This window comes from Xanthobacter variabilis, from assembly GCF_043831965.2.
GTDB lineage: Bacteria > Pseudomonadota > Alphaproteobacteria > Rhizobiales > Xanthobacteraceae > Xanthobacter.
In genome coordinates this window covers 2,894,660-2,908,196 of the sequence record NZ_CM195533.1, presented here as the reverse complement: position 1 = coordinate 2,908,196, position 13,537 = coordinate 2,894,660, and the positions used below count along the sequence as shown (strand labels likewise).

Sequence of the window (13,537 nt, the reverse complement as noted above, 5' to 3'; positions counted from 1 at the left end):
ACGGCGTCCCATTCCGGGACGCGCCGGTGCGCCGGCGCGCTACTTCTTCAGAAGCGCCGCGACTTCATTGTTGAGCTTGGCCGCGAAGCCGCCGACCTCGCCGGCCACCCGCCGCACCACCATGGCAGACTGGCGCGCCTCACCGGCCGCATCGGATACGCCCGAAATCATCTGGCTCACCGAGCGATTGGTGGCGGCCTGCTCCTCCACGCCGGCCGAAACCAGCGTGAAGGCCTCGCTGAGCTGGCGCACCTTGGAGGTGATGTCGGACACCGCGGTTGCGGCCGACTGGCTCTCGTCCTGCACGGCCCCGACCAGGCGGCGGATGTCCTGGGTGGCGTTGGCGGTCTGCACGGCCAGTTCCTTCACCTCCTGCGCCACCACAGCGAAGCCGCGCCCCAGCTCGCCCACCCGCGCCGCCTCGATGGTGGCGTTGAGGGCGAGCAGGTTGGTCTGCCGCGCGATGGTCGCGATGAGGGAGGTGACGTTGCCGATGCGCTCCATGCTGGCGGACAGGCCGGCGACGCGCTGATCCGCGTTCTGCGCCATGTCGGCCACCTCGCCGGAGAGCCCCGTCATGCCGCTGATCTGGCGCGTGATCTCGTCGAACGACGCCGACATCTCCACCGCCGCCGCCGACACCGAGGAGGAGGTCTGCTCGCTATTCTCGGTCAGCTCCAGCAGGCGGTCGCTGGAACGGAGCATCTCGTCGGAGGTGGAGCCCATGGCGCCCACCACCTCGGTCACGCGATCCGCCATCTTGAGGCGGTCCGTGGCCACCGACCAGGTGACCATGGGGCGGAGATAGCTGCCATCCTCGGTGCGGATGGCGGACATGCGCAGGTCCAGCACCTCCGGCCCCACATGGATCAGCGCGGCATGGGGCAGGTTCGACGGGTTGCCGAGCAGGTGGTGCTGGACATGCGGCTGCTTGTGGAAGACGTCGATGGCGGAGCCCACCACCGCATCCGCCTTCACGGGCAGATAGCTTTCCACCTGCCGCAGCGTCTCCCGGCTCGCGCGGTTGATATAGTCGATGCGGAAGTCGTCGAGCGAGCAGGTCATCACGTTGACCGGCACTTCGTCCAGCATGCGGGCGAGCACGTCCGCCCGCTGCGCATGGCGCGCCTGCTCGGTCACCACGTCCCACGCGATCTGCACATGGGTCGGCTCGCCCTTCGGCCCGCGCGCGGCGCTCGGCTTCAGCTCCAGGGTTTCACCGCCAAGCTTCAGCACGATGCTGGCGGGAAGCTTCGACATATCCCCCAGCAGCGCCCGGGGCCTGCTCCCATGCTCGGCGAACAGGAGGTCAAGCGGCGCGCCGACAATATCCCGCGCCGCGCTCCCCAGGGCGGAAGCCAGCTGCTGCCAGAGCTCACGCGACGTGCGATTCGCATAGACGATAGTCAGACTCTGCGGATCGCAGAGGAGGACGCCGACAGCGAGATTGTCCAAAAACCGGGTCGCCTCGGCCTCCTTCGGCGCGGCGGACCTGTACGCAATGACTGACATGACGCCCCCTTCGCAGTCGTCCTGCGAGCACTTCAACGAAGGCGAGACGAAGCATGCCCCCCGGCGCAGCTTTCCATCGGAGGCGCTTGTCAGCAGCCCCCTCCGGCTTCTCCCTTTCCTGGCAGGAAAACCAGACGGAGCTTGTCCGGAGCTGGATCACGACAGGTATGTGAAGGTGGATTGGAGCCGCAGCGCCCGTCAAAGGACATGCTATTAAGGCCCTGGGTCGCCCCCTGAATTTCAGGCGCGCCCCGCTCCGCCGGGCCCGTGGCGGAGTGCCCTCACGATCTTCCCGGCCATGGCGACCATCCTCAGCGCACTTGCTCCCGTTTTCCTCATCATCGCCCTGGGCGTTGTTCTCCGTCGCGTGCTGCTGACGGAGCCGCTCCATTGGGTGGGCCTGGAAAAGCTCACTTATTTCGTGCTGTTTCCGGCCCTGCTGGTGGTCTCCGCCGCCAAGGCGGACCTTGCCAACGTCAACATCCTGGCCGTCGCCGGTTCGTTGATTGGGACGGTGCTGCTGTTGTCGGGGCTTATCGTCGCCTTCAACCGGCCGGTGCGCCGCCTGTTCGCCGCAGACGGGCCCGATTTCACCTCCTTCTACCAGGGGGCCGTGCGCTGGAACACCTATGTGGTTCTGGCGGTCGCTGGCGGCCTCTTCGGTGCGGAGGGAATCACCATCGCGGCGCTGGCGCTGGTCACCCTGATCCCGGTGGTGAACGTTAATGCGGTGCTGGTGCTGGCGGCCTTTGCCGGCCGGGAGCCGCCAACCGCCCGCTACATTCTCGCCCAGCTGGCGCGCAACCCTTACATCTCCGCCTGCCTGGTCGGTGCCGCGCTCAATGTTTTCCATGTCCCCATTCCCCGCGTGCTGCTGGAGTTCGGCGACATTCTGGGGCGGGCCTCGCTGGCGGTGGGGCTGCTGGTGGTGGGCGGCGGGCTCGCGCTGAACACCATTCTTCGCGTGAAGCCGCTGGTGCTGGCCTCGATGACGCTGAAGCTGGTGGTGAAGCCCGTCATCGCGGTCGGGCTCGGGCTGCTGGCGGGGCTCTCTGGCGTGGAACTGGTGGTGGTGGCCATCATTGCCGGCGTGCCTTCGGCACCGGCGGCCTATGTTCTGGCGCGCCAGATGGGCGGAAACGCCACGCTGGTGGCCGAGATCCTCACTCTTCAGATCATCGCGGCCGCAGTCACGCTGCCCCTGGTGGTCACCGCGGCATCCGCCCTCGCGGGGTGAGACTCACCCCGCCGTCTGACCATCAAGTCAGCTTCGCCCTTCAGCAGGGCGAGGCCCAGAAGCCCGCGCCACCGGGGCTCGTCGTCACCCAGCAGCTGCGGGGCGTGCCCGGCGGCGGGGCAGCCAACGGCCCCACCGGGCCCTGCACGTTCACCTGCGGCACGGGGTAGAGGTACACGCGCGGCGGCTGCGCATAATAAACGGGCGGCGGCACCGCCCCCACCACCACCGGCGCGTTGGCGATGCCGATGGCAAACGGACCACCGGGGGCGGGAGCCGGCGCGGGGGCCTGCGCCGCGCAGTTGCCGCAGCCCTGATAGTCGCCGCCCGCAGGCGCCTTGGTCACGGGCTGGCGACCGTAAAGGTCGGCCGCATGTGCCGAAACAGCGATGCCGCAGGCCGCGCCCGCCAGCACGGCCAGCGCCGCGGCCCGGCCCCGTGCTCCGATCCTGGACCTCATGACTGCACTCCGTTGCCCTTAACCTTGCCCATCACTGACGCCTCGAGCTGGCGCCGGGCTTGCCGCAAGCGGAACCGGAGCCGAACGCGTGAACACATCCCGCGCGCCGGGCCCCGCTCTCTCGGCCCACAAGGTGGCTCCTGCCGGCCATCGGAGCATTGCGCGCCGTCAAGGTGACGGGCGCCATCCCCCTGAAAATTCGCCGGCCGCGTGGCAAAGCGGCGTGTTCGGCTTGCCGGCCGGGCCGGGTGCGGATATGCCTGCGGCCTGCCATGTCATCCGCTCCCGCGTCATCCGCACCCGCCTTCACGCTCCGAGGCCGACACCTGCTCGGCATCGAGGGACTCACTGCCGGGGAGATCCACTCCCTGCTGGACCTTGCCGAGGAGTTCGTTGAACTCAACCGGCAGATCGAGAAGAAACGCTCGACCTTGCGTGGGCGGACCCAGATCAACCTCTTCTTCGAGGCGTCCACCCGCACCCAGTCCTCGTTCGAGATCGCCGGCAAGCGACTCGGCGCGGACGTGATGAACATGTCGGTGAGCTCGTCCTCGGTGAAAAAGGGTGAGACGCTGGTGGACACCGCCATCACGCTGAACGCCATGCACCCGGACATCCTGGTGGTGCGGCATCACGCGTCGGGCGCGGTGGCGCTGCTCTCCCGCAAGGTGGACTGCTGCGTGGTGAATGCCGGTGACGGAGCCCACGAGCACCCCACCCAGGCCCTGCTGGATGCCCTCACCATCCGCCGCAACAAGGGCCGGATCGAGGGGCTCACCGTCGCCATCTGCGGCGACGTGCTTCACTCCCGCGTGGCGCGTTCCAACATCCTGCTGCTCTCCACCCTGGGCGCGCGGGTGCGCCTGGTGGCGCCCTCCACCCTGCTGCCGGCGGGCATCGACCATTTCGGCGTCGAGGTCTACCGCTCCATGGAAGCGGGCCTGGAGGGGGCGGACATCGTGATGATGCTGCGCCTCCAGCGCGAGCGCATGAGCGGCTCCTTCGTGCCCTCCGTGCGGGAGTACTTCCACTATTTCGGCCTGGACGAGGCCAAGCTGCGCTACGCCGCAAAGGACGTGCTGGTGATGCACCCCGGCCCCATGAATCGCGGCGTCGAGATCGACTCGGCGGTGGCCGACAGCCCCCGCTCCCTGATCCGGGAGCAGGTGGAGATGGGCGTTGCCGTGCGCATGGCGGTGCTCGACACTCTGGCCCGGAAGCTGCCCAATGCGTGACGCCCGCATCTTCGCGCGCGAGCCGCGCCCCCTCCTGCTCGCCAATGCCCGCATCATCGACCCCTCGCGGGGCGCCGACTTCAAGGGCGACCTCTATCTCGCCGACGGCGTCATCAAGGACGCCGCCTTCGGCATCGCCGCCGCCGGCATCCCCGAGGGTGCCGAGGTGGTGGACTGCAAGGGCGCCGTTGCGGCCCCCGGCCTCGTGGACATGCGCGCCTTCGCCGGCGAGCCCGGCTTCGAGCATCTGGAGACCCTCGCCTCCGCCAGCCACGCGGCGGCGGCCGGCGGCGTCACCACCCTGGTGTGCCAGCCGGACACCGACCCGGTGGTGGACGACCCCGCCATCGTCGACTTCATCCTGCGCCGCGCCCGTGACACCGCGGTGGTGCGCGTGCACCCCATGGCCGCCATCACCCGCGGCATGAAGGGCGAGGAGATGACGGAGGTGGGCCTGCTGAAGGCGGCCGGCGCGGTCGCCTTCACCGATGCCCACCATTCGGTGATGAACTCGCTGGTGCTGCGCCGCGCCCTCTCCTATGCGCGGGATTTTGACGCCCTGATCGTGCATCACACCGAGGATGCCACCCTCTCCAAGGGCGCCATGAACGAGGGCGAGTTCGCCTCGCGCATGGGCCTGCCCGGCATTCCCAAGGCCGCGGAAACCATCGTTCTGGAGCGGGACCTGCGGCTCGTCGCCGGCGTGCGCGGGCGCTACCACGCGGCCGCCCTCACCTGCGCCGAATCGCTGGAGGTGCTGGAGCGCGCGAAGGAAGCCGGCCTGCCGGTGACCGCCTCGGTCACGGTGAATCACCTCTCCTTCAACGAGCTCGACGTTTCCGGCTACCGCACCTATTTCCGGCTGCAGCCGCCGCTGCGTGCGGAAGAGGACCGGCAGGCGCTCATTCGCGCCCTGTCCTCCGGCCTCATCGACGTGGTGGTGTCCGACCATGTGCCGCAGGATGTGGAAGGCAAGCGCCTGCCCTTCTCCGAGGCGGAGCCGGGTGCGATTGGCCTGGAAACCCTGCTGCCGGCCGCGCTGCGGCTCGTGCACGCCGACGCGGTGGACCTGGTGACGCTGCTGGCCTCCCTTTCCACGCGGCCGGCGCAGATCCTGGGCCTCAAGGGCGGCACCCTGAAGCCGGGCGCGCCGGCGGATGTTGTGGTGTTCGATCCGGACATGCCGTTCGTGCTGGAGCCGGGCTCGCTCAAGTCGCGCTCGCGCAACACGCCGTTCGATGAGGCGCGGCTCACGGGCCGGGTGCTGCGCACCATCGTTGCCGGCGAGGTCGTGTACGAATACGTTTGACACTCCCACGTGTGACGCCCACGCCTCATCCGCCCTCCCCGCTCCGGGTCCGCCATGCTCGCTGAACTTCCGCCGTCGCTCCTGCACCCCCTGGCGCTGGTCCTCGGCTATCTTCTGGGGTCCATCCCCTTCGGCCTGCTGCTGACCCGCCGCGCGGGCACCAAGGACATCCGCTCCATCGGCTCCGGCAATATCGGCGCCACCAACGTGCTGCGCACAGGCCGCAAGGACCTTGCCGTCCTGACCCTGCTGGGCGACGCGCTGAAAGGGACGATCGCAGTTCTGGTGGCGCGCGAGCTGGCCGGCGAAACCGCGGCGCTGGTGGCGGCGCTGGGCGCCTTCCTGGGCCACATCTTCCCGGTATGGCTGAAGTTCAAGGGCGGCAAGGGCGTCGCCACCTTCCTCGGCGTGATCCTGGGGCTGGCCTGGCCGGTGGCGGTGGTGTTCTGCCTGGTGTGGCTGACGGTAGCCTATTTCAGCCGCTACTCCTCCCTGGCCGCGCTCACCGCCTCAGTGGCCTCGGTGGCGCTGGTGTTCTGGAAGGGCGACGACAAGATGGCCCTGCTGCTGGCCGTGCTCACGCTCCTGTTGTGGATCAAGCATCGCCAGAACATCCAGCGCCTGGCCAACGGCACTGAGGGCAAGATCGGCGCGAAGGGCTAAGCGCGCCGGTGCCTCCCAAGCGCTCCTCCAGCCCCAAAGGCGGCCCACGCAAGGGCGAGCTGCTGAGCGCCGAGCAGCGCCGGGACTGGCTGCGCCTGATCCGCACGGAGAATGTGGGCCCGCGCACCTTCCGCACCCTCATTAACCAGTTCGGCGGCGCAGCGGCCGCCCTGGAGGCGCTGCCGACCCTCGCCCGCCGCGGCGGGCGCCTGCTGCCGCCCCGCATTCCCACCCTTGCCGAGGCCGAGGCGGAAATGGCCGCCCTGGAGCGCGGCAAGGCGCGGCTGGTGGCGCTGGGCGAAGCCGACTATCCCTTCGCCCTGCGCAGCCTGGATGACGCGCCGCCGCTGCTCGCGGTGCGCGGGCGCAGCGAGGTGCTGCGCAGCCCCATGGTCGGCATCGTCGGCGCCCGCAACGCATCGGCTGCAGGGCGCACCTTCGCCCAGCAGCTGGCGCGGGACCTGGGCGCCGCGGGCTATGTGGTGGCATCCGGCCTTGCCCGCGGCATCGATGCCGCCGCCCACGAGGCCAGCCTGGAACGGGGAACCGTAGGTGTTTTCGCCGGTGGCCTCGCGCGGCCCTATCCTCCGGAAAACCTGAAGCTCATCGAGCGGGTGGCGGACCTCGGGGCCGTGGTGTCCGAAATGCCGCTGACCTGGGAGCCCCGTGCGCGCGACTTTCCGCGGCGCAATCGCCTCGTTTCCGGCATGGCTCTAGGGGTCGTGGTGGTGGAGGCGGCGGAACGCTCCGGCTCGCTCATCACCGCCCGCCTCGCCGGCGAGCAAGGGCGCGAGGTGTTTGCCGTGCCGGGCTCGCCGCTCGATCCGCGCTCCGGCGGCACCAACCGGCTGCTGAAGCAGGGCGCCACGCTGGTGACCGAGGCCGCCGACATCACCGATGTCTTGGCCCCCATCCTGGGGCGGCCTGCCGACACCAACCTGGAGGCGGAGCAGCCCTCGAGCGGCCACAGCCTTGGTCCCACCGAGCCGGCCGATGACGCGCGCGCCCGCATCGTGGAACTGCTCGGCCCGACACCCGCCGCCATCGATGATCTCGTGCGTCTGTCGGGTTGCGCGGTGACGGAGGTTCAAATCGTGCTGCTGGAACTGGATCTGGCCGGTCGCCTGGACCGCCCCGGCCCCGGCCTGGTGGCGCTGCGCTGAGCCGACCGCCTCAGCGGCGGCTGTTGTCCTCGCCCCGCGCAATCGTGATATCGCGCGCTTCAAGGCGGGCCATCTCAAGGATATAAGCCAGGGTCGTCAGGCCATTGCCCCGCGCAAGGCGCGACAGCTCCTCGCTCAGCGCGCCGATATAGGCAGCCGCGGCGGCCGGATCACCCACGATGGGCAGTTCCGCTCCACGCGGCCCGGACGCGGCATCCCGAGGGGTTCCATCGCCTGCAGTCTTGTCCATGAGGTGATCCTGTCGCGTGCCGTCCAACCGGTCCGGCACAGGTCTTACAGGTTGATTTACATATTTAAACACACCTATGGTTGCATTCAACAAAGGGGCCCGACTCTGGCGTCCGGCAACCTTGCCATTTGACAGGCGCCCCCGGCGTGCCCATCTTGCAGCCGCCTTTGGAGCGCCCGGCGCACGCTGATGCCGTTTCCCCTGTGAAATGAGCATCGTGGCCCGAGAGTTCCGGCTTTGGGGGAACACCGGCGCAATGAGGCGCGACCCGCGATGGGGGGTGCGACAAGCACCATGCCCCGCGCCGGAGCGTCTTGCGCAGGCCTTTCCCAAGGGTCCGCGCAATGGGGCCACGGACCAGAGAGAGACTTTGGGTCATGCAGGTCGTCATCGTCGAATCGCCGGCCAAAGCGAAGACGATCAACAAATATCTGGGTCCGGGCTACGAGGTCATCGCCTCCTACGGCCATGTTCGTGACCTGCCCTCCAAGGACGGTTCGGTTGATCCCGACGCCGACTTCCACATGCTTTGGGAGGTGGATCCCAAGGCACAGAAGCGGCTCAATGAGATCGCCACGGCCGTGAAGGGCGCCGACGCCCTCATCCTCGCCACCGACCCGGATCGCGAAGGTGAGGCCATCTCCTGGCACGTGCTGGAGGTGCTGCGGCAAAAGAAGGCCATCAAGCATCAGAAGGTCGAGCGGGTGGTGTTCAACGCCATCACCAAGCAGGCCGTGCTCGACGCCATGAAGGCGCCCCGCGCCATCGACGTGGCGCTGGTGGATGCCTATCTCGCCCGCCGCGCGCTGGACTATCTGGTGGGCTTCACCCTTTCCCCGGTGCTGTGGCGCAAGCTGCCCGGCGCCCGCTCGGCCGGCCGCGTGCAATCGGTGGCGCTGCGCCTCGTCTGCGACCGCGAGCGGGAGATCGAGACCTTCGTCCCCAAGGAATACTGGTCCATCGTCGCCCGACTCGCCACGCCGCGCGCTGACGAGTTCGAAGCGCGGCTGGTGGGCGCCGACGGCAAGAAGATCACCCGCCTGTCGGTGGGCACGGCGGATGAGGCCAAGGCCTTCCGCGCCGCCCTGGACAGCGCCCAGTTCCGCGTGCGCTCGGTGGAAGCCAAGCCGGTGAAGCGGCATCCGCAGCCGCCTTTCACCACCTCCACCCTGCAGCAGGAAGCCAGCCGCAAGCTCGGCCTCGCCCCGGCCCGCACCATGCAGATCGCCCAGCGCCTTTATGAAGGCGTGGACCTGGGCGGAGAGACGGTGGGCCTCATCACCTATATGCGTACCGACGGCGTGGACATGGCCCCGGAAGCCATCTCCGCCACCCGCAGCGCCATCGGCAAGCAGTTCGGCCCGCGCTATCTGCCCGGCGTGCCGCGCAAATACACGGTGAAGGCGAAGAACGCCCAGGAGGCCCACGAGGCCATTCGCCCCACCGATCCCGGCCGCCTGCCCAAGGAGGTGGCGCGGCACCTGGATGCCGAACAGGCCCGGCTCTATGAGCTCATCTGGACCCGCACCATCGCCAGCCAGATGGAATCGGCCGAGCTGGAGCGCACCACCGCCGACATCGAGGCCAAGGCCGGCGCCCGCACCCTCGACCTCTCCGCCACCGGCACGGTGGTGAAGTTCGACGGCTTCCTCACCCTCTATCGCGAGGGCAAGGACGACGAGGACGAGGACGAGGAGGGTCGCCGCCTGCCCGCCATGAGCGCGGGCGAAGGCCTCGACAAGCGCGAGATCCAGACCGCCCAGCACTTCACCGAGCCGCCGCCGCGTTATTCGGAAGCCTCGCTGGTGAAGCGCATGGAAGAGCTGGGCATCGGCCGCCCCTCCACCTATGCCGCCGTGCTCGCGGTGCTGCGCGACCGTGAATATGTGAAGCTGGAAAAGAAGAGGCTGGTGGCCGAGGACAAGGGCCGGCTGGTCACCGCCTTCCTCGAGAGCTTCTTCAAGCGCTATGTGGAGTATGATTTCACCGCCGATCTCGAGGAGAAGCTCGACGAGATCTCGGCGGCGCAGATCGACTGGAAGCAGGTGCTGCGCGACTTCTGGAAGGATTTCCACGCCGCCATCGGCGCCACCAAGGAATTGCGCGTTTCCCAGGTGCTCGATGCCCTGGACGAGATGCTCACCGCCCACATCTTCCCGCCGCGGGAAGACGGCTCGGATCCGCGCCTGTGCCCCACGTGCGGCAATGGACGGCTGTCGCTGAAGATGGGCAAGTTCGGCGCCTTCATCGGCTGCTCGAACTATCCGGAATGCCGCCACACCCAGCCCCTCACCGGCGACGGCTCGCCGGAGGGCGACGGCAAGCGCGTGCTCGGCCTCGACCCGGAAAGCGGGGATGAGGTGACGGTGCGCGTCGGCCGGTTCGGCACCTATCTCCAGCTCGGCGAAGCCAAGGATGGGGAGAAGCCCAAGCGCTCTTCCCTGCCCAAGGGCCTTGCCGCCGCCGATGTGGACCTCGACACCGCGCTGAAGCTGCTCGCTTTGCCGCGTGAGGTGGGCAAGCATCCGGATGACGGCGAGCCCATCCTCGCCAGCATCGGCCGCTATGGCCCCTATGTGCAGCATGGCCGCACCTACGCGAACCTGGAAAACGGCGACGACGTGCTGAATATCGGCCTCAACCGGGCCGTCACGCTGATCGCGGAAAAGCAGACCAAGGGACGCGGCCCGCGCAATGCGGCGCCCGCCGGCCGCACGCTGGGTGATCATCCCACCCTCGGCGGACCGATCACCGTGCGCGCCGGACGCTTCGGGCCTTATGTGAACCATGGCAAGGTGAACGCCACCCTGCCCAAGTCCACGGATCCCGAAGCCCTCACCCTGGCTGACGCGGTCGCCCTCATCGACGCCAAGGCTGCGAGCGCCCCCGCCAAGGCCCCGCGCAAGACCGCCACCAAGACGGCGGGCGCCAAGTCGACAAGCGCGAAGTCGACGAGTGCGAAGTCGACGGGCACCAAAACCAAGGCCGCAGCGAAGACCACCGCGAAGGCCGAGGACGCCGACGGCGAAGCCGCGCCCGCGAAAAAAACCGCGGCCAAAAAGGCACCGGCCAAGGCGACGACCGGAAAGACCGCCACCAAGGCCGCTTCGGCGGAAAAAGCCCCGGCGAAGAAAACCGGAAAGGCCGCCTCCGCCGAATAAGCGGGGGCCCTCACACGGTGCGGTGGCGTGGGCGCGCTTGCGCGCGGCGCATGCCACTTCGCATCGGGAGGACGCGCAAGGCCCCTACGCTGGCCCCGTTCCGCGAAGCGGGACGATGCTCACGCCGCCGTGCCAGCGGCCTCGCGCGGTGGAGCTTCCTCGCCGAGTGGCGCCAGGAGTGCCGCCGATGGGCTCGCGGCAAGGGGTTGCTCGCCCCCACTCGCAGGTGGGTCCATGGCGCCGTCGGCATCGGCCGGCACCATCTGATGCACGAGCTGGTGCACGAAGCCGAGCTTGGCGATGACGCCCGGCGTCAGGATGAAAGGGTAGGCATCGGCCATGCCCAGGCACCGGTTCAGGCTGTTGAGCGCGAATGCGATGGGCAGCCAGACATTCACCATGCCCTGGATGGCGCCCGATCCGTATGGATTGAAATCCACATGCGAGTGGAGCTCGCCGGTGGCATCCAGCATGGGGTCCACCTGCATGCCGAAGGCGCCTGCCATCTCCAGCGTATCCACGATGTGGATGTAGTGCTTGAAGGTTTCGGCGAAATCCTCCCAGGGATGCGCGGTCGCATAAGCGGAAACATGGTTCGCCTGCCAATTCTGCGGCGGCCCGGCATCGTAATAGAGGTTCAGCGACTGGGCGTAATCCACGCTCTCGTCGCCAAATACCGCGCGGAATGCTTGGATGCGGCCGGCATCGCGCACCAGGAGATCCCAGTAATAGTGCCCCACCTCGTGCCGGAAATGGCCGAGAAGGGTGCGATACAGCTCGCCCATGTCATTGCGGCGCTGCTCGCGCTCCGCATCATCCGCCTCCGTGAGAGCGATGGTGATGAGGCCGCTGTCATGCCCGGTCATCACCTTGGGCAAGCCCGCCTCGGGGGGATCGGCCAGGAAGTCGAAGCAGAGCCCGCCCTCGCGATCCTTGTTGCTTTCGAGCGGCAATTGGAGCTGGAGCAGCGAATAGATCAGCCGGTGCTTGGCCATCTCGATCCGCCGCCATTTCTTCAGGTAAGCGGGGTTCGTCAGGTCCGGCACGGTGCGGTTGTGGCGGCAGGCGAGGCAGAATTCTTCATGCTGGTCTTCGGGAACGAGCCAATTGCAGGTGTCGTGCTCCGCGTTGGCGCAGAAGCGATAGCGCTGCTCGTTCATGCCCACGGCGCGCACGCCGTCCCCATCGGCAACCACCGCGACCAGCTTGTTGAGCCCCGGCAGGTAGCCGAGGCGATGGCCGCAATGCTCGCAATGCCGATTTTCAAAATAAAGAAGCTGCCCGCAAACCTCACATTGGAAGAGGCGCATCGTGCTGCCCTCCTGTCACCCGTACACCTGCATTGCCGGGAAATATCCCGCAAAAGCGGCCGGGACTCCATTGCCAAGAGAGCAATGCACAATATTTGAACGTGATACGCGCATGATGCTACCATGAGCATCAACACATGAACGCGATTGCAAGCGCCAGAGGCGAATATTTTGCGTCGCAGCGGAAGAGCAGATCCAATTGGTGATGAGGCCATGAGCAAGACCACCGCACTCTTCACCGTGGGCTATGAGCAAACCACCCCCTCCGCGTTCCAGGACACGCTGGCGGAGGCGGGTGTCGATCTGGTGGTAGACGTGCGCGCCGTGGCGGCATCCCGCCGCCCCGGCTTTTCAAAGACCGCGCTGGCGGCGGGCGTCGGCGAACACGGCATCGGCTATGTGCATCTGCGCGCGCTGGGCACGCCGAAGGAAGGGCGGCTGGCCGCCCGCACCGGCGATCACGCAACCCTCATGCGCATCTATGACGCCCACCTGGAAACCCCGGCGGCAAAGGCCGCGCTGGACGAGCTCACCGACCTCGCCAAGGGCCGCCACATCTGCCTTTTGTGCTACGAGCGCCACGTGGCGGGCTGCCACCGCCTGCAATTGGCACAGCTGCTGTGCGAGCGGCTGGATCTCCCGGTCACGCACCTGATCGCCGCCCCCTTCTGAAAGCCCGCCCAGCCGCCGCTCGGCCGGATGCCCGCCAAACGCGCCTGCGGACGCCCATCCCCCGCGTCGGCGGGGAGCTTCATCATCCTCGGGTTTTGTGGTGACCCTGCCCTGGCTCCATCCGCGCGTAGGCGGGGGAGCCACTGCCTTCGCGGCCTTGCCGAGATCGTCGAGGGGTCCATCCCCCGCGTAGCTGGGGGAACCGCCACGGCGATTGCAGTGACATGGAACACGCAAGGTCCATCCCCGCGTAGGCGGGGCCACGGCGCAAAACCCGCGACGTTTCACTGAAACCGGTCCATCCCCGAATAGGCGAGGGAGCCTCTTGATCTTAAGGCTTTGACGATACAGCACTATCAAAAAGTGAAATGCGGCAGGCAGACCGACCACGCCGAAAGCACAACCCCGCGAAGCCGGTCAGTCCTGGCGGCGGGGCACGCGGGCGCGGACGAGGCCAGCGCAAACGACCTCCAAGATCGACGAGGTCATCGCGGAGATCACTACCATCTCCATCAACATCTTCGCCGCCATACCCCCGCAGCGGGCACTGAGGCAGGACATCGTC

Annotated in this window: 11 protein-coding genes; 7 read left to right on the top strand and 4 right to left on the bottom strand. The window is 68.0% G+C overall.

Features of this window, described 5'->3' with window-relative positions; genetic code table 11:
* Positions 1-39: 39 nt before the first annotated feature.
* Positions 40-1,512 carry a methyl-accepting chemotaxis protein gene (locus V5F26_RS12620; RefSeq protein WP_394058877.1) on the bottom strand — a complete coding sequence of 491 codons (1,473 nt, stop codon included), beginning with the start codon at positions 1,510-1,512 and terminating at the stop codon, positions 40-42.
* Between the two features lie 298 nt (positions 1,513-1,810).
* Here V5F26_RS12620 and V5F26_RS12615 point away from each other — a divergent pair, with 298 nt between their 5' ends.
* Positions 1,811-2,749 (top strand): AEC family transporter, encoded by a 939-nt coding sequence (locus V5F26_RS12615; RefSeq protein WP_394058879.1) that lies wholly within the window; start codon positions 1,811-1,813, stop codon positions 2,747-2,749.
* Positions 2,750-2,789: 40 nt separating this feature from the next.
* On the opposite strand, the gene V5F26_RS12610 is transcribed toward V5F26_RS12615, so the two are convergent.
* Positions 2,790-3,209 carry a hypothetical protein gene (locus tag V5F26_RS12610; protein ID WP_234050073.1) on the bottom strand — a complete coding sequence of 140 codons (420 nt, stop codon included), beginning with the start codon at positions 3,207-3,209 and terminating at the stop codon, positions 2,790-2,792.
* A 272-nt stretch (positions 3,210-3,481) separates the two neighbouring features.
* Between V5F26_RS12610 and V5F26_RS12605 the strand changes: the two genes are divergently transcribed.
* The 4 genes from V5F26_RS12605 to dprA are packed head-to-tail and all read left to right on the top strand — an operon-like array spanning position 3,482 to position 7,579.
* Positions 3,482-4,444 (top strand): aspartate carbamoyltransferase catalytic subunit, encoded by a 963-nt coding sequence (locus tag V5F26_RS12605; RefSeq protein ID WP_394058881.1) that lies wholly within the window; start codon positions 3,482-3,484, stop codon positions 4,442-4,444.
* Complete coding sequence (locus tag V5F26_RS12600; protein WP_394946075.1) at positions 4,437-5,753, top strand: dihydroorotase; 1,317 nt, start codon at positions 4,437-4,439, stop codon at positions 5,751-5,753. Before V5F26_RS12605 ends, V5F26_RS12600 begins: the two co-directional genes overlap by 8 nt.
* A 54-nt stretch (positions 5,754-5,807) precedes the next feature.
* Complete coding sequence (gene plsY, locus V5F26_RS12595; protein ID WP_234050070.1) at positions 5,808-6,416, top strand: glycerol-3-phosphate 1-O-acyltransferase PlsY; 609 nt, start codon at positions 5,808-5,810, stop codon at positions 6,414-6,416.
* Positions 6,417-6,424: 8 nt separating this feature from the next.
* Complete coding sequence (dprA, locus tag V5F26_RS12590; RefSeq protein WP_394058884.1) at positions 6,425-7,579, top strand: DNA-processing protein DprA; 1,155 nt, start codon at positions 6,425-6,427, stop codon at positions 7,577-7,579.
* A gap of 10 nt (positions 7,580-7,589) precedes the next feature.
* Here the strand turns inward: dprA and V5F26_RS12585 are convergent, their stop codons facing one another.
* Positions 7,590-7,829, bottom strand: a complete 240-nt coding sequence (locus V5F26_RS12585) for a hypothetical protein (RefSeq protein ID WP_394058886.1) — start codon at positions 7,827-7,829, stop codon at positions 7,590-7,592.
* A gap of 377 nt (positions 7,830-8,206) precedes the next feature.
* On the opposite strand from V5F26_RS12585, the gene topA reads away from it, so the two are divergent.
* The gene (topA, locus tag V5F26_RS12580; RefSeq protein WP_394058888.1) at positions 8,207-10,990 is read left to right on the top strand and encodes a type I DNA topoisomerase; all 2,784 of its coding nucleotides are present in this window, start codon (positions 8,207-8,209) and stop codon (positions 10,988-10,990) included.
* Between the two features lie 119 nt (positions 10,991-11,109).
* Here the strand turns inward: topA and V5F26_RS12575 are convergent, their stop codons facing one another.
* A complete protein-coding gene (locus tag V5F26_RS12575; RefSeq protein WP_394946074.1) occupies positions 11,110-12,300 on the bottom strand; it encodes a zinc-binding metallopeptidase family protein in 1,191 nt (396 codons plus the stop codon).
* Between the two features lie 213 nt (positions 12,301-12,513).
* Between V5F26_RS12575 and V5F26_RS12570 the strand changes: the two genes are divergently transcribed.
* A complete protein-coding gene (locus tag V5F26_RS12570) occupies positions 12,514-12,972 on the top strand; it encodes a DUF488 domain-containing protein (RefSeq protein WP_394946073.1) in 459 nt (152 codons plus the stop codon).
* Positions 12,973-13,537: the final 565 nt, after the last annotated feature.

Bases quoted from the DNA above. Each gene is read 5' to 3' on its own strand.
- V5F26_RS12620 (WP_394058877.1), bottom strand. From the start codon at position 1,512: ATGTCAGTCATTGCGTACAGGTCCGCCGCGCCGAAGGAGGCCGAGGCG.
- V5F26_RS12615 (WP_394058879.1), top strand. From the start codon at position 1,811: ATGGCGACCATCCTCAGCGCACTTGCTCCCGTTTTCCTCATCATCGCC.
- V5F26_RS12610 (WP_234050073.1), bottom strand. From the start codon at position 3,209: ATGAGGTCCAGGATCGGAGCACGGGGCCGGGCCGCGGCGCTGGCCGTG.
- V5F26_RS12605 (WP_394058881.1), top strand. From the start codon at position 3,482: ATGTCATCCGCTCCCGCGTCATCCGCACCCGCCTTCACGCTCCGAGGC.
- V5F26_RS12600 (WP_394946075.1), top strand. From the start codon at position 4,437: ATGCGTGACGCCCGCATCTTCGCGCGCGAGCCGCGCCCCCTCCTGCTC.
- plsY (WP_234050070.1), top strand. From the start codon at position 5,808: ATGCTCGCTGAACTTCCGCCGTCGCTCCTGCACCCCCTGGCGCTGGTC.
- V5F26_RS12585 (WP_394058886.1), bottom strand. From the start codon at position 7,829: ATGGACAAGACTGCAGGCGATGGAACCCCTCGGGATGCCGCGTCCGGG.
- topA (WP_394058888.1), top strand. From the start codon at position 8,207: ATGCAGGTCGTCATCGTCGAATCGCCGGCCAAAGCGAAGACGATCAAC.
- V5F26_RS12575 (WP_394946074.1), bottom strand. From the start codon at position 12,300: ATGCGCCTCTTCCAATGTGAGGTTTGCGGGCAGCTTCTTTATTTTGAA.
- V5F26_RS12570 (WP_394946073.1), top strand. From the start codon at position 12,514: ATGAGCAAGACCACCGCACTCTTCACCGTGGGCTATGAGCAAACCACC.